Source organism: Winogradskyella haliclonae (genome assembly GCF_014635865.1).
In the GTDB taxonomy this organism is placed as follows: Bacteria; Bacteroidota; Bacteroidia; order Flavobacteriales; family Flavobacteriaceae; genus Winogradskyella; species Winogradskyella haliclonae.
The window spans coordinates 379,758-400,501 of record NZ_BMDQ01000003.1 but is presented as its reverse complement, the minus strand read 5'-3'; the positions used below and the strand labels follow the sequence as shown (position 1 = coordinate 400,501).

The following is a 20,744-nucleotide window of genomic DNA, read 5'->3' as shown; positions in this document are numbered from 1 at the left end:
TTTAAAACTCCATGTCTACGATGATGTCAAATTCGTCATAGATAGCCTTATCTTTTAGTCCATCAAAGAAACTATTAGAGCCATACCTTACATCAAATTTAGTTCTGTCTATTTTTAGAGAAGCATTTGCTTTATTGCCATATATAGATAAATCAAAAGAGACACTTTCAGTTTTACCTTTAATAGTAATATTACCAATAACTCTATATGAGTTTTTTCCAGTTACTTTTACATCTGTAAAAGTTAAAGATGCTTGTGGGAATTTTGTAACCCCGAAAAAGTCATCTGATTTTAAATGACCTTCTATCTGGTTTTTATAATCACCTTCTAAATCGGTAACTGTAATGGTAGACATGTCTATTATAAATTGTCCACCTTTTAATTGATTATTATCAAAAATTAATTGGCCAGATTTTATGCTAATATTTCCAGTATGCGAACCTGTTACTTTGTAGCCTTTCCAGACCACTTTACTACGCTCTATTTTAATGTCTTTTTTGTCACCTTCTAGTGTTGTAAAAGAAAATGTCATAAAAGCTATAATTACTAGTGTAGCTGTATTTTTAATTGAATTTTTCATTGTTATTATTTTTTAAATTGTTCATAGCTTAAATTATACGCCGTAGTAAAATTTTTCTTTAATAATTTTTCCATCTTTCCAGTTTTGCACAGCAACTTGAGTGTAATTTTTAATTCCCCAGTCTTTATGGGTATAATCAAAATGCCATTCTACCATGGTTGTATTTTCTCCTACAGTTACTTTTAAAGGTTGAGCACCTCTAAACTCTGTAATAGCATCAAAGAAATCGACTTCTCTTTGTCTGTTTGCAACTTTTCCTTCTACAACAGGATTGTCGTTTTCTTGCATTACAATATCATCATGATAGAATTCATCAAAAGCATCTAAAGCTTTACCTTCGAGTATCATGTCATTAATCGTGCTGATTTTTTCTAATAGAGTATTCATTTTTTTATGTTTTAATGTTATGGTACAAATTTCCTAAACATTGAAAACCTAAAAAATGAACTAGAATATTAAATGAAGTTAAACTAGATTAACTTTTATTGGCCTTGTATGATTTGGCTCTTAATTTTACTCAAAAACTCTTTTGTAATTCCTAAATACGAGGCAATCATATATTGTGGGACCCGCTGATCTATTTTTGGGTAAGTCGTTTTAAAAACTTGATAACGCTCTTTAGCAGAAAGACTAAAATTTCTGATAATCCGTTTTTGTGAAGCTACAAAAGCACGTTCTACAATTTTTCTAAACAGGCGTTCTAGTTTTGGAATCTCTTTATAGAGTTCTTCGAGATTATCATAAGTAAATTGAATAAGCTGTGTCTGCTCTATGCATTGTACATTGAAATCGGCAGGAGTTTGAGTAATATGGCTTCCTAAGTCAGAAGTCCACCAATCCTCTATGGCAAACATTACAATATGTTCTTGTCCTTCTTGATCCATATAAAATGTTTTTGTACATCCAGAAATAATAAAATTTACGCTTTTACAGACGTCTCCTTGTTGAACGATATATTGGTCTTTGAGATAACGTCTATTAGTTGTTTTTGAAAGTAAAATGTTTTCTTCTTCAACAGTTAAGCTGATGAACTTATTTATGTAATCTAACAAAGATTTATGATTCATTGATGTTTTTAGCTTATGTCAAAAATGTTAGTGCGAGCAATTAGAGTTGATTAAATCTAAATTAATAAATAAAAACTATCATTAGGAGAATTCATGTTTATTATCGGATGTAGGTGAGAACAATCAATTATTTATTACCATTGTTTGGTGTAATTTCTATTACCAACCTTAAGGTTCTGTTCCTTCATCATCAATCCGATGAATTTCATTTAATTGACTATATCAGTGGTGAGTTCGACAAGCTCAACCTGTAATAATCGAAGTTAGACTTTTAAAAGTATAAAGTCAAGCTTTAAAAAAGTTATAAGTTTATATGGAAGAGTGCTATAATTCAGTAATACTAAAATCCGCAAAAAGCACTTCTTCGTTCCTTAAGTCTTGTGAGTTAATAAGACTTCGGTAAATACCCCATTTAGGTCTTACAAAATCTGCGTTTGGTCGCCAATTAATAATAGAGTTGTTAGAGTATTCAAATAAAACACTACCATCATTTATACTTTTTATTTCAATAGCGTAAGTGCCATTTGTGCCATAAATTATGGTTTCTGTAACTTCTACCCAGGTATTTAAAAAAGGTGTAATAGGCGTTTGAGTTAATGTTACTTGGGTGTCTGTTTCAGCATAGCGCAATTCAAGCCTATCAGGGCTGCTTTTTCTTGCAGTTAATGTGTACATAGGCATACTTGCCAAATTACCACCCACAGATTTTAGTTGGTGTAAATGCGTAAAGTTTGGAGACGTTTGAAATCCTGAAGGTAATTTAAACTTCCATTTATAAACCACTGTTTCGTTTTGTACACCTTTTAAGTTATCAGGTGATTGGTCATAGGTTTTTATCTCATTACGTTGGCGGTCAAAATTAATACAGCGGTCGTTGTCTGGTGTTGTGTGCATAAAGAATCTAAATACATTTGTATTTATATCATTATCAAAAATTTCATCGATATGGCGTCCAAAAGATGCGTGGTTACAATCTGGAGTTTCAATAGGATTTGCATCTGGTGCTAAAACCGAAGTAATTAATTCGTAAGTGCTTCCAGAGCCATCTGCTTTCAATTCTATACCTTGCGGAGCAGGCACTTCTCTTATTAAACTTATGGTTACAGAATTATTAAAAGGGTTGGTGTCTTTATATACATTTTCAAAACCAGCGCTAAATTTTATACTAGCAGTGACCTCTGTAGAATCAGTATTAAATACTTGTTGCTTTTCTATTTCACTCTCAAGAGTGCTTCCAAAATTATAACTTAAAGCATTATCTAATTGTTGTAATAAACCTGCGTCATCTGTCCATGTAATTGAGTTCGTAGAACTTGTAACAGAAATATCTGTGGATATAACTTCAGTTGGTTCATCACTCTCAGCACAACTAAGTACAACTAATACGAATAAATATAAATAAAATCGATTCATTGATTTAAGATATGACTATTTAAAAAAATTGGTTAACCAATTTTACGAAGTTAGATTATAAATTCCATAATGACAAATTGCAATACATCTAATCTCATTATCTTTGTTGTTTTAAAAATTAACTATGCAGCTCAAGCTTAATAAACCTGTTTGTTTTTTCGATTTAGAAACCACAGGTATTAATATTTCCAAAGACCGTATTGTAGAAATTTCTATTCTTAAAGTATATCCAGATGGTAAAGAAGAAACCTATACCAAACGGGTTAATCCTACCATTCCTATTCCGCCAGTAGTGACTGCTGTTCATGGGATTTCGGATGCCGATGTGGCAGATGCACCTACGTTTAAGGAATTGGCAAAGGAAGTGCATAATATAATTAAAGACTCAGATTTAGGAGGTTTTAATTCCAACAGATTTGATATCCCGTTATTAGCAGAAGAGATGTTGCGTGCAGATGTGGATTTTGATATGAAAAACCGCCAATCTATCGATGTTCAAACCATATTTCATAAAATGGAACAGCGTACATTATCAGCCGCATATAAATTCTATTGCGATAAAAATCTAGATGATGCCCATAGTGCAGAAGCGGATACAAAAGCCACTTACGAGGTATTAAAAGCCCAGCTAGAGCGTTATGAAGATTTGGAGAATGATACAAGTTTCCTAGCAGAGTTTAGCTCTCGTAAGAAGTTTGCTGATTTTGCTGGTTTTATTGCATATAACAAAGATGGTGAGGAGTGTTTCTCGTTTGGTAAGCACAAGGGTAAACGTGTGCTTGATGTATTAGAACAAGAACCAGGTTATTTTGGCTGGTTACTCAATGCAGACTTTCCGCTGTATACTAAGAAAGTATTAACAGCTATTAAATTAAGTCAGTTTAATAATAAATTGGATTAATATGAAACTAATCTGTATTGGTCGTAATTACACAGCGCACATCGAGGAATTAGAAAACGAAAAACCAAAAGATCCAGTTGTATTTCTTAAACCAGATACATCTATCTTGCTTAAAAAACAGCCGTTTTTTATTCCAGATTTTTCTGATGATGTCCATCACGAGGTGGAAGTCTTAGTCAAAATCAATAAAGTAGGGAAGCACATAGCCAAAAAATTTGCTCACAAATACTATGATGACATAGGGTTGGGGATTGATTTTACAGCTCGCGATTTGCAAGCGCAACTAAAAGCAAAAGGCTTGCCATGGGAAAAAGCAAAAGCTTTTGATGGAGCAGCAGTAGTTGGTAAGTGGTTGCCTAAGTCTAAGTTTCAGGATATCAATAATATTAACTTTAGTTTAAAGAAGAATGATGCCATAGTCCAATCAGCAAGTACAGAACTGATGCTTTGGAAAGTTGATGAACTCATCGAATATGTCTCAAAATATTTTACTTTAAAGATTGGAGATATTATCTTTACAGGAACACCAGCTGGAGTTGGCAAAGTTTTTGCTAATGACCGCTTGCAAGGCTTCATTGAAGATGAAGAGATGTTTTCAATTAAAGTAAAGTAAGTCTTATAGAGACGAGTAAAATAATAACCTTTGATTTTTGGATAAACCATAAATCATTTTAATCTCGATTATCGAGTAATGGCACAATACTACAAATTAGAACGCGTAAGAGAATTAGCTGAAGGTGATGAAGATTTCATTGCTGCATTAGCAGCTGCATTTCTAGAGGAAGTTCCCGAGGATGCAGAACGATTACGTGTTGCAGTTCCTGAAAAAGATTATCACGAGGCTTATCAAGCTGCTCATAAAATGAAACCTACAATAGACTTGTTTGAACTTGGTGTTTATGACCAACTCATAGAAGTTCAGGATTGGGGTAAATTTGAGCAAACAGAAAAAGACGTTTCAGAACAGCTTCAAGTAGTACTCACTGCTATTGAAAACACGGTAAATGAAATTCGTCAAGATTTCGGTTTATAATTATGAATGCTGAAATTATTACCATTGGTGATGAAATTCTCATCGGGCAAATTGTAGATACCAATTCCGCTTTTTTAGGAAAAGAACTCAATAAAATAGGGGTTTCTGTCTATCAAATTACCTCTGTTCAAGATGATAAAGCACATATCCTAAAATCTTTAAAAGAAGCAGAAGAAAATGTAGATATAATTATTATCACTGGTGGTTTAGGACCAACAAAAGATGATATTACTAAGCATACGCTTTGCGAGTATTTTGATGATACTTTAGTTGAAAATGAAGATGTTTTAAAACATATAGAGCATCTGTTTTCAAAATATATAAAAACGCCAATTTCTGATATTAATCGACAACAAGCCTTAGTGCCATCAAAGTCTAAAGTCTTAACCAATAGATTTGGTACTGCACCTGGCATGTGGTTAGAGAAGAATGGTAAAGTGTTTGTGTCACTTCCAGGCGTGCCTTATGAGATGAAGGCTTTAATTACTTATGAGGTTATTCCAGAATTACGAAAACAATTCAAGTTTCCATACATAAAGCATAGAACATTACTCACTTATGGTTTAGGAGAAAGTGCTATCGCTAATCGTATTGAAGCATTTGAAGATAATCTACCCGATTTTATGAAGCTTGCTTATTTACCAAATTTGGGAAAGGTAAGATTGCGTTTGTCAGCAAAAGCTATGGACAAATCTGTTGTAGAAATAGAAATGCAAAAGCAAATAAACCTATTACTACCTCAAATTGAAGATGTATTTGTAGGTTACGAAGAAGATACTTCATTAGAAGCTTTAATTGGTCAGCAATTAACAAAGCTAAGCAAAACAATTGCTGTTGCAGAAAGCTGTACTGGCGGAAGTATTGCTCAAGCGATAACCGCAAATGCGGGCGCCTCAAAATACTTTAAGGGTAGCGTTGTGACTTATATTACGCAATCTAAAATGGATATTCTTGGAGTATCTGAAGACTTGATAAATAAGCATTCTGTCGTTAGTGAAGAAGTAGCAAAAGCAATGGCAAAAGGTGTTTTAGATGTATATAAAACGGATTATGCTATTAGTACAACTGGTAATGCAGGACCATCAAAAGGAGATGCAGATGCGGATGTTGGAACTGTATGGATAGGTATAGCTACAAAAAACAATATTTACGCGGAGGTTTTTAAGTTTTCTAACCAACGCGAAAAGACCATTAAAAAAGCAACAAACAAAGCCTTTGAAATGTTGCAAAAAGAAATTTTAAAAAAGTAATACTTTATGTTTGCCGAAACGTAAAGTTTTACTAAATTTGCACCCTGTTTAAAAAATACGAATACCTAAAGAAAGAATACAATGTCAAGAGTTTGTGAACTTACTGGGAAAAAAGCAATGGTTGGGAACAATGTATCTCACGCCATGAATAAGACAAAACGCAAGTTTGATGCAAACTTAGTGAAGAAGCGTTTTTACATTCCTGAGGAAGATAAATGGGTAACATTAAAAGTTTCTACATCTGCATTAAAGACTATCAATAAGATTGGTATCTCTGCAGCGTTAAAAGAAGCTAGAGCAAAAGGATTTTACAAATAATAGCATTACGCTAAAGTCAATTTACAATGGCAAAAAAAGGAAATAGAATACAAGTTATCTTAGAGTGCACAGAGCACAAAGCTTCTGGTCAGCCAGGAACTTCAAGATATATCACGACAAAAAACAAAAAGAACACGCCAGACCGTATGGAGATTAAGAAATTTAATCCAATACTTAAGCGTATGACTGTTCATAAAGAAATTAAGTAACAAAGAATAATCCACAGAAATTATGGCAAAGAAATCAGTAGCATCCTTACAAACAGGATCAAAGCGTTTGACAAAAGCTATCAAAATGGTAAAGTCTCCAAAAACTGGAGCTTACACATTTGTGGAGTCAGTAATGGCACCAGAATTTGTTAAAGATTTTTTAGCGAAAAAATAGGCGCTAAAACTTAAGATATTTATAAAACTGCTTTCATGTGAAAGCAGTTTTTTTATGGCTATATTTGAGCAATGTCTGACAACTTAGCAGTATTTTTCAAAAGGCAAGATTGTTGTACTCTCAATAGAAATTAATTTTTACATGAGTTTTTTCAAAAAAATATTTTCCTCAGAAAAAAAGGAAACCTTAGATAAAGGTTTAGAGAAATCTAAATCGTCATTTTTTAATAAACTAAATAAAGCTGTTGCAGGGAAATCTAAAGTCGATGATGACGTATTAGATAACTTAGAAGAAATTCTAGTCACTAGTGATGTTGGTGTTAATACAACACTTAAAGTCATAGAACGTATTGAGGAACGGGTGTCTAAAGACAAATATTTAGGCACATCAGAACTTAATCAGATTTTAAGAGAAGAGATTGCTGGTTTATTATCAGAAACTAATTCTGGCGAAGAAACCGATTATACCATTCCTGAATTACCAAAACAAGACAATGGTCAAAAGACACCTTATGTATTAATGGTAGTTGGCGTTAATGGTGTTGGTAAAACAACCACCATTGGTAAATTAGCATATCAGTTTAAAAAGAAAGGTTTAAAAGTCGTTCTGGGCGCGGCAGACACCTTTAGAGCTGCGGCTATCGATCAGTTACAAGTTTGGGCAAATCGTGTAGACATACCTATGATACGACAAGAAATGGGTAGTGATCCAGCTTCAGTGGCTTTTGATGCACTTGAATCTGGGGTTAAGCAAGATGCAGATGTAATTATTATTGATACAGCTGGACGTTTACATAATAAGATTAACTTAATGAATGAGTTGACCAAAGTAAAACGCGTGATGCAAAAAGTGTTAGGTGATGCGCCTCATGATGTATTACTAGTTTTAGATGGCTCAACAGGGCAGAATGCTTTTGAACAGGCTAAGCAATTTACAGCAGCAACTGAAGTCACGTCTTTAGCAGTTACTAAATTAGATGGCACTGCAAAAGGAGGTGTGGTTATTGGTATTAGTGACCAATTTCAAATCCCAGTAAAATACATTGGTGTTGGTGAAGGTATTGAAGACTTACAAGTTTTCAATAAATACGAGTTTGTGGATTCGTTTTTTAAATAGATTATGGAAAATAGAATACTTTTCGATTTATACATTAACGCATCAAAAGAGAAGGTCTTTGATGCGTTTTCTTTACCAAAACATTTAGATAATTGGTGGACCTTAAAATCTTCGGGAAAACCAGAACTAAATACAGTATATAATTTAAATTTTACAGATCAATATGATTGGTATGCTAAAGTTTCAAAAGTAAAACAAAATGATGTTTTCTTTTTAAAAATCACAGAAGCTAGTAGTGATTGGATGCCAACCACTTTTGGTATTGAATTGGAGGAAAGTAACAATGGAACGCTTTTAAAGTTCTCTCATTCAGATTGGCAGCATAATAATCATGAGTTTAGAAATTCATCCTTTTGCTGGGCAATGCTCTTAAATGGGTTAAAAAATTATATTGAAAACGGAATTATAATTCCTTTTAGCGATCGTAACTAAGATTTCTACATAACATGGTATTTCGTATTTTTATAAAAAAAATACTACCATGACTAGATATATTAAGCTCTTTCTATTATTATTTATTTTTTCTTGTAAAGACAATCCTAAATCTGAAGAGGCAAGACCTCCAATTAACGAATCAGAAACCATTGTTGAAGAAGATGATTTAAGTGCAATTTCTACCAAGGATTTTAGAGAGTTTAAGGTGCTAGACTCTAAAGTTATAACGAAAGATGAGATTTGGGCTAAGATTAATCCGCAGATGGAAGATTTTACAGAGTCTGATTACAATGCAATGAAGGTGTGGGTTATGGAAGAAGATATTCCTTCCATCCAAGGTTGGATAGCTAATGGTAAATACTCCTATGAAGAACTTGTAAAATTCTATCTATACAGAATTAGAAAATTTGACAGAGAGAATGATTTATCTTTGAATTCAGTAATATCAATTAACCCAAATGTAATTAAGGAAGCAAAAGAAGCGGATGCTAATGAGAACAACTTAAATCATCCAATTTATGGCATGCCAATACTTCTTAAGGATAATATTAATACCTCCGGTATGGTAACTACAGCCGGAGCTGTTGCATTAAAAGATAATACAACTAATGATGCTTTTATTGTTAAGCAATTAAAATCTAAAGGCGCTATAATTTTAGGCAAGGCCAACCTTAGTGAATGGGCCTATTTCTTTTGTGGCGATTGCCCTAGTGGTTATTCAGCTGTTGGTGGGCAAACATTAAACCCATACGGAAGACGAATTATTGATACTGGTGGTTCTAGTTCTGGAAGTGGAGTTTCGGTTTCTGCAAATTTTGCAGCGGCAGCTATTGGCAGTGAAACATCTGGTTCTATTTTATCACCAGCAAGCAGTAATTCTATAGTTGGTTTAAAACCCACAATAGGTTTGGTCAGTCGTTCTGGAGTTGTGCCAATATCTTCAACACTAGACACCACAGGTCCGATGACCAAAACAGTGATAGATAATGCCATTGTATTAGATGCTATTTTTGGCCCTGATACTTCAGATTCAAAAACAATTGATGCACTTTTAGATAATGGCTTTTATTACGAAGATTTAAAAAAGGCTTCTGTTAACGGAAAACGTTTTGGAGCGCCTAAGCGATTATTAGAAGACACCTTGTATGTGAAAGCTCTTGATGTATTAAAGGCGAAAGGTGCTGTTATTGTTGAAATTGAAGAAGAACAATTAGGCTTGCCTAATTTTTTAAGACTACTTAATCTTGATATGAAGAAAGATTTGCCAGCGTATATGGAAGGCTACGCTAATAAGGATGTTGCTATGCGAACAATTGAAGATTTTATGGCTTTCAATTTAAAAGATTCTTTAATAGCGATGCCTTACGGACAAAATCTGTTTATAGGTATTTCAGAAGATAAAGGAGATGCTACTTTCTTAGAACGTATTAAAGACACCTTGAAAACAAATGGCAGACAATATTTTGATACCCCAATGCAAGCTCAAAATCTTGACGGATTCTTGTCTATTAATAACTATCATGCAGGTTTTGCTGCGGTTGCAGAATATCCTGCTTTAACAGTACCAATGGGTTATCAAGATAATGGAAGACCAATGGGGTTGACTTTTATTTCTGGTCGTTTACGTGAAAAGCAATTACTAGAATGGGCTTATGTGTATGAGCAAGCTTCAAAAACTAGAATAGCTCCAAAGAATTACAACTAATTTTTATTGTCACTTCGAGTGATTCTGAAGTATGAAGAATCGTATCGAGAAGTTGTGGATTAGTTCTCGATACATTCCGACGTTCACATTTCGAATCGTCTCAATGACCACAGTCGGAACACTCGAACTGACAGCATTAATCAATCACCGCATTAATTTTCTCCCAAAGTAAGTTATCATAACCTGATGGTCCTAATTGACCTTCGCCACCATTACCGCCCATTCGTATAATGACTAATTTTTCGCTTGGTAAGATGTATAATTTTTGATCGTTAGCACCCAAACCCGCTATTAAATCGTCTGGTGCATTTGGTATTAACTTTCCGTTAAATGCTATTGGAGAGCTAGGTAAAATGTAAGACGATTTTCCATTTAACCACCATAAATAACCATAAGCAGGATTAAGATTCTGAGATGTACGTGTCATTTCATTAAAATAAGCTTCATTCAAAATTTCTGTATTATCCCAAGTGCCTTTGTTATAACACAATAAACCAAACCTTGCCATACTCCTTGCTGTACTTGCGTAAAAACGGTTGTAGCCTAACGAAACCCAACCACCTTGCATACCAATCTTGTCTTTTAATCCTGAATTGTAATAGCTATCAAAAGTAGTGTTAACTGCTCCAGAAATAATAGACTGTGTTAAAGTATATGGCGCATTATGGTAATACCAGAAACTATTAGGCTCATCTAGGTAAGTTAAACAATCAAAATCAGTACAATACAAGCCCATTGTGTAATCTAATCCAGTGGTCATTGTCACGTGATTCCTAACCTTGATGGCCATTTCTTCAGTAGAGGTTAAACTACTCCAACCGACACCTAAATAGTCTGAAGACGGATTGTTCAAATTAATTAAACCTTCTTGTTCAGCTATGCATAAAGTAAAAGCGGTTAGTGTTTTACCAGCAGAAAACCAGGGATTGTTTGTAAACGCATTAGCACCATTAAAATAGTTTTCCATAGCTATTTTTCCTTCATAAAGGATGATAAATCCTTCGGTATCGCTATGTTCTAGAAAGTTCAAAAGTTCTTGTTTAGCGGTTTCATTCCAGCCTAACTCTATTGTCGATGTGCTTTCCCAGTCATCAGAATTTAATGGAGGAAAATAAACACCAGTGTTATTATTTGGTGTCTCTTGAGGCATACTTTCTGTAGAACTGCATGAAAGCATTATGATAAATACTAAAAGTGTATAAGTAATTCGCATGGTTTTTGATTTGGTTTTTTATATAAGACTAATAAATCCATGTAAAGTTTAAAATAGGAACACTAAATTCATTAGTCGAATATCCTAAATCATTATGTATCTTTGCATGCTGATTTAAAGACTATGCGCACAAAAACTCTTAAGAAGAACAGAATCAATGTGGTAACATTAGGTTGTAGTAAAAATGTTTACGACAGTGAGGTATTGATGGGGCAATTAAAGGCTAGTGGTAAAGATGTGGTACATGAGCAGGAAGGTAATGTCGTTGTAATTAATACCTGTGGTTTTATTAATAATGCCAAAGAGGAAAGTGTAAATACGATTTTGCACTACATGCAAAAGAAGGAAGACGGCGAAGTTGATAAAGTTTTTGTTACAGGATGTTTAAGCGAGCGTTATAAGCCTGATTTAGAAAAGGAAATCCCAAATGTAGATCAGTATTTTGGGACGACTGAACTTCCGGGTTTATTAAAAGCCCTTGGTGCAGATTATAAGCATGAATTAATTGGTGAACGTTTAACTACAACGCCTAAAAACTATGCGTATTTAAAGATTGCTGAAGGTTGTGATCGCCCTTGTAGTTTCTGTGCTATTCCGTTGATGAGAGGAAAACACAAAAGTACTCCAATTGAAGATTTGGTCACAGAAGCTGAAAAATTAGCTGCTAATGGTGTTAAAGAATTAATTCTGATAGCACAAGACTTAACCTATTACGGTTTAGATTTATATAAAAAGAGAAATCTTGCTGAACTTTTAGAAAACTTAGTAAAAGTTGAAGGTATTGAGTGGATTCGTTTGCATTATGCGTTTCCAACTGGTTTTCCGATGGATGTCTTAGATATTATGAAGCGCGAGCCAAAAATTTGTAACTATTTAGACATTCCGTTGCAACATATCTCAGATTCTATTTTAAAAAGTATGCGTCGTGGCACCACTAAAGAAAAAACGACAAAGTTACTTAAGACGTTTAGGGCTAAAGTGCCTGAAATGACTATAAGAACTACCTTAATTGTTGGTTATCCAGGCGAAACCGAAGACGATTTTCAGACCTTAAAGCAATGGGTTAAAGACATGCGTTTTGAACGCTTAGGTTGCTTTACCTATTCTCATGAAGAGAATACACATGCTTATAATCTTGAAGATGATGTGCCTGAGGACGTTAAAATTGATAGAGCCAATCAGATCATGGAGATACAATCTCAAATCTCATGGGAACTCAATCAGCAAAAAATAGGGCAGGAGTTTAAAGTAGTTATTGATCGTAAAGAAGGTAATTACTTTGTTGGCCGTACCGAATTTGATTCCCCAGATGTGGATAACGAAGTGTTGATAGACGCCACTACAACTTATCTTAAAACTGGAGAGTTTGCGACTGTTAAAGTCATAGAAGCTGAAGACTTTGATTTATATGGAGAGGTTATTCTTTAAAAAGCGCAGGCTTTCTTTTTCCCTTCATTACCCAGCAGAAGATTTTATATAGAAGTAGTAGTCCCATAGTTTTGTTTGTGTTTATTGGCTAGCGTTTAAGAAAATATAAATACAGCCGATAGAATTAAAAAAATAGTAAAAGCTAATCTTTCTTTAGAACGCTTAGCCCGTTTTGATTTGTTTTTAGAGGAATTCATAGTGTTTGCATTTTATTGTAAGTATTAGTTTTTGTAGCGGCTTGCAACTGGAAGTCTGCAGCCATATCCAGCGCAAGACACCACAAAACTGGTAGTCATTATATAATGACTTGGCAAACGTATTGAGTGAAAGAGTATTTATAAAGTTTTATGTACGGACAATCAGTGGACTATAGTATTTATAGCCACGGACAAATAGTGGACAAAAAGATATAACCACTTGATTTATATAGATATAATTAATTCTTGTAGTGACTCTTCGGTAGATAGATTTAATTTTTTTCGCAATCTATAACGTGCTTTTTTTACACCTTCTGTAGATATATTAAGAATGTTGGCAATCTCTTTGCTTGAGAGATTCATTTTTAAGAGTGACATAAGTCTTAGGTCATTATTACTTACCTCAGGATAAGTTTTCATTATCTTGGAGTTGAAGTTCTTATGTACGTCTTCAAAATAGGATTTAAACTGTTCCCAATTATTATCATTATTAATATCAAGATTAATATTATTGATAATATTCTGAAATCCTCTGGAATTATTACTCTGAGACTTTATAGATTTTAATTGTTCCTTTAAGTTTAGTAACACTTCGTTTTTGTGGGCTAAGTGAAGTGCATGAGTGGTTAATTGCTTTTCTTTGAATTCTAAATCACTGTCTAACTTTTCGCGTTCTATTTTGTTACGCTTCATTTTTTGTTTTAATCCGTAGATAAATGATATTGCAAAAAGTAGAATTCCAAAGGCTGTGATTATAAAGAATAAACGTTGATTTTCAGCTTTTTGTTTGCGTTCTTCTAAAAGTTGAATTTCGTTTTCTTTTAGTAGTAAGTCTTTTTCTTTTTTCTCGGTTTTGTATTTAACTTCAAGCTCATTCATTCGTTCAATGTTTTCTGCATTAAGTAACTCTTCACTTATAGTTTTGTGACTAACTAAGTGAGTGTAGGCTTCTTTGTAATTATTAACGAAGGCTTTTGCTCGTGCTAAGGATTCATGGTTTTTAGATATTTCATCTTTTAAGCTTAGACTATTAGAAATATCTAAAGACTCTTTAAAATATGGTATCGCTTTATTGGGTTGATTTTTTTTCATGTAGATTTCACCTATTTGCCTTAAATCTAATCCAACATAAGCTTCTTGAGAATAATCTTTGTTTATAGCTAAGGCTTTTTGGAAATAATTTAAAGACACATCCAGACTATCATATTCGGTATAGCTTTTACCTAAATATTGATAGATTTTAGCCAAATCTTGCTTGGCATTGTATTTTTTAAAGAAATTAACGGCGTCTTTATAAAGCGGAATGGCATCTTGTATTTTTTCGATTTTTGATAGGTCTTCAGCAATCATAATATTTAGTATTATGGTATCTGATTCTGAATTTAGTTCTTTAAAAAGGATTTTTGATTTTTTGTAATACGCAATAGCATCCTCTGTTCTGCCCACGTCGTCTTGAAGGTTTCCAATATTCCAATAACTAATAGCTATACTTTCCTTATCTGCATTAATTGCCTCTTTTATTTTCAAAGATTCTATATGCGCCTCAAGCGCTTTTTCATAAAAGCCTAGCTCTCTTAGGGCATTTCCTTTGTTAACCAGCACTACAGTTTTATAATAATCATTATCTAATTCGTCAAATTCTATTAGTAATTTATCAAGTACATCAATTGATTCCTTGAACTTTGATTTGTTGAATAGGTATACAGCATAATTTATTTTTGTACGCGCTATAAATTCTTTGTTTTTTATGGCTTCCGCAAGCTTCATTTCGGCATCCAAGTACTTTTTTGCTATCTCAGGATCTACATTGATATGTTCTATAAACAACTGTGTATAAGTGTTGATTTTTACAGTGTCTTTTTGTTGCTTTAAAACAGTTAGCAAACTGTCTACTCTTTTTTCGTTTTGGCTATGCAATTTTGAAGAAACAATCACCACAATTAGCATTATAAAACGGATTGACTTTATTAGAGGTGTAGACATATTAAAGATGGTTTTGGTTCTAGGCATATGTTCTAGTTTTTGATTCATATAGAGAGTGGAAAATTGTTTTAAAAAAGCATTACATCGTAAGTACCAATTCTTGAAGTGATTCTTCTGTAGATAGATTTAGTTTTTTCCTTAGGCGATATCTTGCTTTTTTTACGCCCTCAGCTGAGATATTTAGAATGTTGGCTATTTCCTTACTCGATAGATTCATTTTTAATAGCGACATAAGCCTTAAATCGTTATTACTTACTTCTGGATATGTCTTTATTATTTTGGTATTGAAGTCTTTATGGACATCTTCGAAGTAAGATTTGAACTGTTCCCAGTTATTATCATTATTGATATCTAGGTTGATATTATTGATAATATTCTGAAATCCTCTAGAGTTATTACTCTCGGATTTTATGGATTTTAATTGCTCCTTTAAGTCTAATAACACTTCATTTTTATGGGCAAGGTGAAGCGCATGAGTGGTTAATTGTTTTTCTTTAAACCCTAAATCGATATCTAGTTTTTCTCTTTCAGTTTTATTGCGTTTCATTTTTTGTCTCAATCCATAAATTACAGACAAAGCAAAGAGTAGAATTCCACCAGCAGTGATAATAAAGAATAAGCGTTGATTTTCGGCTTTTTGTTTTCGCTCTTCTAATAGCCTGATTTCCTTTTCTTTAATAAGGATTTCACTCTCTTTTTTCTGAATATTAAATTTTGTTTTAAGTTCTTCTATATACTTTTCTGACTTAGTGCTAAAAATACTGTCGTATAGCTTTTTATATATTTTGTAGTCTAGTAAAGCTTGCTTGTAATTACCATTATTACTATAGGCACTACTACGGCCTCTATATAAAGTGTATAAATCATCTATTGCGTTTACTGAGTCAGCAATTTGAATGCCTTTAGTATAATTATATATAGATTTCTTAGGATAATTATTTTCTAAGTAAATATCTGCTATGCTTCCATAACTATTTATCTTATTACTAATTGTTCCGATTTTTAGGGTTATGGCTTGCGCCTTTTGAGCCATACTAAGTGCTTTTTTGTATTGCCCTTTTTTAGAATAAATCCCAGCTATGTTATCTAAGGCTACAGCCATATAATCTTGTCTGTTTTGTTCAGTAACAATTTTTAAACTTTGTTCGTATGAAGTTAATGCATTGTCATAATCTTCTAAATGCCAATATGCATTTCCTAATTGATTAAGTACAATAGCTTGCCATTTAAGATTATTTAATTCTTCTAATAATTTTAAGGCTCTTTTTGTTGGGTCTATAGATGCTTTATAATTGTTTCTATGAATCTCTACCCTACCAATGTCTGATAGTCCAATAGCTTTGCCTAATGTGTATTTTGGCTTCATTGTATCTGCGATTTGCACAGATTTTAGTACAACTTCCATTGCAGAGCTATAGTTAGCCATATCAAGTAGTACAACAGATTTTCGTTGTAATGCATCCACTAGTATTCTACCGTTTTTTAGCTCTAGTGCTGTAGAAATCATTTGATTTACAATTTCTATAGCCTTATCAAAATTACCTTCTATAACTTCAAAAGTGGCGTATCTGTCTAAAGCAGTGCAAAGCCTCTCCTTATTTCCATTAACAGTGAAGTTTTTTACAGATGCCATAAAGTAATACCTGGCGGAGTCTGGTTTTGAGGCATATCTGTAGTATTTTGCTAAATCTCTATAGGCTGTACCTTCACCTTTTGTATATTTTATCTTTTTTGATAGCTCGAGTTGCTCATCAGCATACCTCTTAGCTACATCTATATCCTTATAAATTTGAATTTTAAATAATTGGTGAGCAAGTTTAATCTTTGACTTGTCATTTTCAAGATTATTATAAATTTTTGTGATACTATCTATATACTTTTTATCCTGTGAAAATGTTGAAGTAGTTATCATTAAAAAGCACAAAATTAGGACGACCAGAAATTTGTCCACCTCAGAGTAGACAATTCTATTTTTTTCTAAAAAGAGGACATTATTAATACGCTTAGACTTTCTCATGTGTTTAGCTTGTTATCTTACTCAAGATAATATTATTTGTTTATTTATTTTAAATAATTGATTTTCAAAAGTTTATAAATTAAATATAAATCGTTGTCTACCTATAATAAAGGTGATTATTTTTTTGATTTAAGCTGATTTTTATAAGTGGACAAAAGGTGGACATTGCTTTTTTTTCTTTTTTCAATTGATTTTCGCAACTACATTAGCTCTCAACAAAACTGGAAAGGAGTGAAAAATTATACACTTTTTATAATAGCATTAATGGTTAGTTGCACATGTCTAAGTCAGCAACTCTATTTTGAGATTGGTACGACCATATCTTCTTTTGATTATGAAAATTCTCAGGGTCAACCACTAGATAATTTGTTATCTACTTCTAAAACCTATTATGGTATGGGTTACAGACAGAGTATCAATCCAAGTAAAACATTGTTTTTATCTCTTGGGGCTACTTATAATAATTACGGCGCAATCGGTAGTGAGAATAGCGTAAACAACTTTTTTGAATGGGATGTGAGTTACCTAGGACTTAAAGCAGGTATGAGTATTCAGTTATTTCAATTAAGAGATCTTTATTTTTTTGCTAATGTATCTGTATCACCAGAGATTATGGTAAGAGGAAACCAAACCATAAACAATGCGGTTTTTAATCTAGTAGGTAATGAAGAGTTTAATAATACCATTGTGTTTTTTAGAGGCGGATTAGAAATGCAATATCCCGTTTCAAAATATGCGGCAATTTCAGCGGTCTATAATTATGGGAAAACAACCTTAGCTAATAGCGGAAGTACACAAGAAAAATTAGGACTTAATGCGCATCAGTTTGGTATTGGTTTTATAATCAATCTGCCCAATTGTAATTGCGATTTTTAGAAGTTTTCGGTTTTCAGTAGACAAAAGGTGGACATTAAGAGAAACATTAAAATTGATAGAGATTTAGTTCTAGATTTATAAATAGTTATGAAAGCATTTTTACCAATATTAATTCTGTTTTGCGTTGCAGAAGTATGTTTAGCCCAAACGAATACAAGGTATAGAATCATTAGCTCTAATATTGGTAGCAGTGGTTCTTCTCAAACAATAAGTACTTCACAAGGAACGTATAATGTGAGTCAAAGTATAGGTCAATCTAGTGTTATTGGCACACATAGAAATAGTAATTATGTCTTAAGACAAGGCTATCAACAACCATTATTTAATATAACTATCGTTGAAGATGTAAATTATAATTTGGACGTTAAGGTATATCCAAATCCATTCAATCAACAATTGACCATTGACTTTATTAGTCCGATACAAAATGACATAATGGTTTTGCTTAATGATGTCTCTGGCAAGTTGATATATTCTAACCGCTTTTCAGCTGCTCAAAAAATTGACCTACAATTTAGCACTATACAAAGTGGTGCATATTTTCTGAAAGTTATTTCTGGAAGTAAACACTTTAATTCTAAACTCATTAAATCTAAATAAGAGAAAATATAAAATCAGCAATCATGAAAAGAATTCTACTCATAGCATTATTTTTTTGCATAACATCACAAATTTTCGCACAAACTGATGGTTTAACTTATCAGGCGGTAATCATTGGGCCTGACGAATTAGAATTGCCAGGTGTAAACTCACCAGATAATTATTTGCCACAGACGACTATTAATATGAGGTTTTCAATCATAGATGGCGATAATGAGCAAAGTCCACCTGAATTTCAAGAAACCAGAATTACAGAAACTGACGAGTTTGGTCGTGTAAATCTCATAATTGGTAAAGACAACGACGCATTTAAAAGCATAAGTTGGGATGGCGGTACTAAATTATTAAAAGTTGAAATTGATTTTGAAGGTGGTTCAGATTTTACATTAATAAGTGTAGAAGAGCTTACATATTTACCTTATGCAAAACATAGAGATATAACTGCATCAGGAAACCTTGATGTAGATGGTAATACTTCTTTAAACGGCCAGTTGCTTGTTGAAGGACCAGCAAATTTTAATGATGCTTTAAATGTTAATGATAATGTTCCTAGTTATCTATCGGGAACTTTAACCGTAGATGGCGTAACCAATTTAAATGAAGCTTTTAATGTTAATAATCAAAGACCAACAGACTTGTCCGGAAGTCTAAGAGTAGGTGGTGACTCAAATTTGGAAGGGACTTTAGATGTCCTTGGCTTAACAACATTAAATGATTTAAATGTTAACGGTCAAGCAAGTTTTGGAGATTTGGTAGCTGATAATTTAACGGTTAATTTAAGCTCAACTCTAAATGGTACAACAAATATTAATGGCGCTACACTTATCAATGGATTAGGTTCTCAGGTAAGAATAACATCAAATATGCCTAATGTTGACCAAGATTATGCAAGAATTACAAACCACCCGCTTTTAATCGACGGAGGAAATAATGGTTTAGCAATACGAGTTAATGGAGGAAGAAATAACGATACAAATTTTATTACATTTTATGATACTCAGAGTGTTGAGCCTTGGGGTAGAATTGAAGGTGAAACCCCAACCGAATTCGGAGAAAATGCAGATTATAGATTCGACCAATCTTCTTTAGAGTTTGATATTTATGACTCAAACGTAGACTTAGGATTTGGAATTGCTTATGAGGTTATTGCTGCTGCTCAACTTATTAAGGCTTCAACAGATTTTAGAGCTTGTGTTGGTCTTGGTGGATGCTTAGCGTCGCCTGGGCCTGCGGATATCGCTTTTGCAGGTGTAGAGTTAGTGTCTGCAACTGTTCAAGCTGTTTTTGCAACTTTAGTATGGGAGCGATCCCAAAACAATAAAATCATTTATGATAATAATAAAATTACTTATCAAGGGGTAACATATGCTTCGGGGTCTGGAGATTATGCAGAATATTTAGAACGAGAAAATTCTGATGAAGACATGTCTTTTGGAGACATTGTTGGATTAAAAGGAGGGAAAATTTCAAAAAATATAGAAGGCGCAGAACGTACAATGGTTGTTTCTTTTAAACCTATCGTTTTAGGTAATATGCCACAAAAAAATCTTGAACATTTATATGAAAAAGTTGCTTTTATGGGACAAGTACCTGTTAAAGTTTATGGAAAGGTAAATATTGGAGATTATATAATTCCAAGCGGAATGAATGACGGTAGCGGTATTGCAATACCTCCATCAAAAATTAAAGTCAAGCAGATTAAAAATATTGTTGGGGTAGCTTGGTCAGAAAATCATACAAGCCATAAAATAAGCATGGTTAATGTAGCAGTAGGTTTAAATAAAAATGATAACAATCCCATTATTGAAAAGCTAGAAGATAAAATTGCGAGTCAATCAGAAGAAATAAATGCATTAAAGAGTCAAATTTCTGAGATATACGATTTAATGGGTAAAACTACTAATGGCGGCACACCATCAATTAGTCAACCAAATTTTGATACCCATGAAGATGAATTACCTATAAATAATTACCACAATAGAAAGTATGAAGTGGTTCATGCAGAGCATGGGGAGTTAGTATACTGGGAAGTAACCAGAGAAGACATAGAGAAAGCGTTTGAATTGGCTAGAGAACAAATGAAGTTAAATGGTGTTGATGTTGAAAACCATTTTGTTTGGAAAAACATTAAAGAAAACCCAAAGTATAAAGAAGAGCTAATCACAAAGATTCAAGCTAAACTAGAGAAGCAATTACACTATCATAAAAAAACACATAAAGACTAAAAG

Annotated in this window: 21 protein-coding genes; 14 read left to right on the top strand and 7 right to left on the bottom strand. The window is 33.1% G+C overall.

Going from position 1 to position 20,744, the window contains the following annotated elements:
• Window position 1: 1 nt before the first annotated feature.
• The 4 genes from IEV10_RS12330 to IEV10_RS12315 form a co-directional block, all read right to left on the bottom strand.
• Window positions 2–580, bottom strand: a complete 579-nt coding sequence (locus IEV10_RS12330) for a YceI family protein (protein WP_188375028.1) — start codon at window positions 578–580, stop codon at window positions 2–4.
• 33 nt (window positions 581–613) lie between these two features.
• Window positions 614–967, bottom strand: coding sequence for a nuclear transport factor 2 family protein (locus IEV10_RS12325; RefSeq protein WP_188375027.1), 354 nt, complete (start codon window positions 965–967; stop codon window positions 614–616).
• A 95-nt stretch (window positions 968–1,062) separates the two neighbouring features.
• On the bottom strand, window positions 1,063–1,647 hold the full coding sequence (locus IEV10_RS12320; RefSeq protein ID WP_188375026.1) for a Crp/Fnr family transcriptional regulator: 585 nt from the start codon (window positions 1,645–1,647) through the stop codon (window positions 1,063–1,065).
• Window positions 1,648–1,971: 324 nt separating this feature from the next.
• Entirely contained in the window at window positions 1,972–3,060 is a 1,089-nt protein-coding gene (locus IEV10_RS12315; protein ID WP_229719710.1) for a polysaccharide lyase family protein, read from the bottom strand.
• A gap of 124 nt (window positions 3,061–3,184) precedes the next feature.
• On the opposite strand from IEV10_RS12315, the gene IEV10_RS12310 reads away from it, so the two are divergent.
• The 10 genes from IEV10_RS12310 to IEV10_RS12265 all read left to right on the top strand — a co-directional run bounded on the left by IEV10_RS12310 (window position 3,185) and on the right by IEV10_RS12265 (window position 10,202).
• Window positions 3,185–3,961 carry a 3'-5' exonuclease gene (locus IEV10_RS12310; protein ID WP_188375025.1) on the top strand — a complete coding sequence of 259 codons (777 nt, stop codon included), beginning with the start codon at window positions 3,185–3,187 and terminating at the stop codon, window positions 3,959–3,961.
• A gap of 1 nt (window position 3,962) precedes the next feature.
• The gene (locus IEV10_RS12305; RefSeq protein ID WP_188375024.1) at window positions 3,963–4,574 is read left to right on the top strand and encodes a fumarylacetoacetate hydrolase family protein; all 612 of its coding nucleotides are present in this window, start codon (window positions 3,963–3,965) and stop codon (window positions 4,572–4,574) included.
• Window positions 4,575–4,652: 78 nt separating this feature from the next.
• Window positions 4,653–4,994: an Hpt domain-containing protein gene (locus IEV10_RS12300; RefSeq protein ID WP_188375023.1), complete on the top strand. Its 342-nt coding sequence runs from the start codon at window positions 4,653–4,655 to the stop codon at window positions 4,992–4,994.
• Between the two features lie 2 nt (window positions 4,995–4,996).
• Window positions 4,997–6,244 (top strand): competence/damage-inducible protein A, encoded by a 1,248-nt coding sequence (locus tag IEV10_RS12295; RefSeq protein ID WP_188375022.1) that lies wholly within the window; start codon window positions 4,997–4,999, stop codon window positions 6,242–6,244.
• Between the two features lie 81 nt (window positions 6,245–6,325).
• On the top strand, window positions 6,326–6,562 hold the full coding sequence (gene rpmB / locus IEV10_RS12290) for a 50S ribosomal protein L28 (RefSeq protein WP_087491601.1): 237 nt from the start codon (window positions 6,326–6,328) through the stop codon (window positions 6,560–6,562).
• A gap of 26 nt (window positions 6,563–6,588) precedes the next feature.
• Complete coding sequence (rpmG, locus tag IEV10_RS12285) at window positions 6,589–6,771, top strand: 50S ribosomal protein L33 (protein ID WP_008271040.1); 183 nt, start codon at window positions 6,589–6,591, stop codon at window positions 6,769–6,771.
• A gap of 22 nt (window positions 6,772–6,793) precedes the next feature.
• Window positions 6,794–6,946 carry a DUF4295 domain-containing protein gene (locus tag IEV10_RS12280; RefSeq protein ID WP_087491600.1) on the top strand — a complete coding sequence of 51 codons (153 nt, stop codon included), beginning with the start codon at window positions 6,794–6,796 and terminating at the stop codon, window positions 6,944–6,946.
• A 141-nt stretch (window positions 6,947–7,087) separates the two neighbouring features.
• Entirely contained in the window at window positions 7,088–8,062 is a 975-nt protein-coding gene (gene ftsY, locus IEV10_RS12275) for a signal recognition particle-docking protein FtsY (protein ID WP_188375021.1), read from the top strand.
• A 3-nt stretch (window positions 8,063–8,065) separates the two neighbouring features.
• Window positions 8,066–8,494: an SRPBCC family protein gene (locus tag IEV10_RS12270; protein ID WP_188375020.1), complete on the top strand. Its 429-nt coding sequence runs from the start codon at window positions 8,066–8,068 to the stop codon at window positions 8,492–8,494.
• Between the two features lie 49 nt (window positions 8,495–8,543).
• On the top strand, window positions 8,544–10,202 hold the full coding sequence (locus tag IEV10_RS12265) for an amidase family protein (protein ID WP_188375019.1): 1,659 nt from the start codon (window positions 8,544–8,546) through the stop codon (window positions 10,200–10,202).
• 136 nt (window positions 10,203–10,338) lie between these two features.
• Here IEV10_RS12265 and IEV10_RS12260 read toward each other — a convergent pair whose 3' ends face one another.
• Window positions 10,339–11,415: a serine hydrolase domain-containing protein gene (locus IEV10_RS12260; protein WP_188375018.1), complete on the bottom strand. Its 1,077-nt coding sequence runs from the start codon at window positions 11,413–11,415 to the stop codon at window positions 10,339–10,341.
• Window positions 11,416–11,538: 123 nt separating this feature from the next.
• Here IEV10_RS12260 and rimO point away from each other — a divergent pair, with 123 nt between their 5' ends.
• A complete protein-coding gene (gene rimO, locus IEV10_RS12255; protein WP_188375017.1) occupies window positions 11,539–12,843 on the top strand; it encodes a 30S ribosomal protein S12 methylthiotransferase RimO in 1,305 nt (434 codons plus the stop codon).
• A gap of 422 nt (window positions 12,844–13,265) precedes the next feature.
• Here the strand turns inward: rimO and IEV10_RS12250 are convergent, their stop codons facing one another.
• The gene (locus tag IEV10_RS12250) at window positions 13,266–15,050 is read right to left on the bottom strand and encodes a tetratricopeptide repeat protein (protein WP_188375016.1); all 1,785 of its coding nucleotides are present in this window, start codon (window positions 15,048–15,050) and stop codon (window positions 13,266–13,268) included.
• Between the two features lie 52 nt (window positions 15,051–15,102).
• Window positions 15,103–16,935: a tetratricopeptide repeat protein gene (locus IEV10_RS12245; protein ID WP_188375015.1), complete on the bottom strand. Its 1,833-nt coding sequence runs from the start codon at window positions 16,933–16,935 to the stop codon at window positions 15,103–15,105.
• A 336-nt stretch (window positions 16,936–17,271) separates the two neighbouring features.
• Between IEV10_RS12245 and IEV10_RS12240 the strand changes: the two genes are divergently transcribed.
• From IEV10_RS12240 to IEV10_RS12230, 3 genes are all read left to right on the top strand, one after another.
• A complete protein-coding gene (locus tag IEV10_RS12240; protein ID WP_188375014.1) occupies window positions 17,272–17,916 on the top strand; it encodes an outer membrane beta-barrel protein in 645 nt (214 codons plus the stop codon).
• Window positions 17,917–18,003: 87 nt separating this feature from the next.
• Window positions 18,004–18,516, top strand: a complete 513-nt coding sequence (locus IEV10_RS12235; protein WP_188375013.1) for a T9SS type A sorting domain-containing protein — start codon at window positions 18,004–18,006, stop codon at window positions 18,514–18,516.
• Between the two features lie 23 nt (window positions 18,517–18,539).
• Window positions 18,540–20,741, top strand: coding sequence for a peptidase G2 autoproteolytic cleavage domain-containing protein (locus IEV10_RS12230; RefSeq protein WP_188375012.1), 2,202 nt, complete (start codon window positions 18,540–18,542; stop codon window positions 20,739–20,741).
• The last annotated feature ends 3 nt before the right edge of the window (window positions 20,742–20,744 follow it).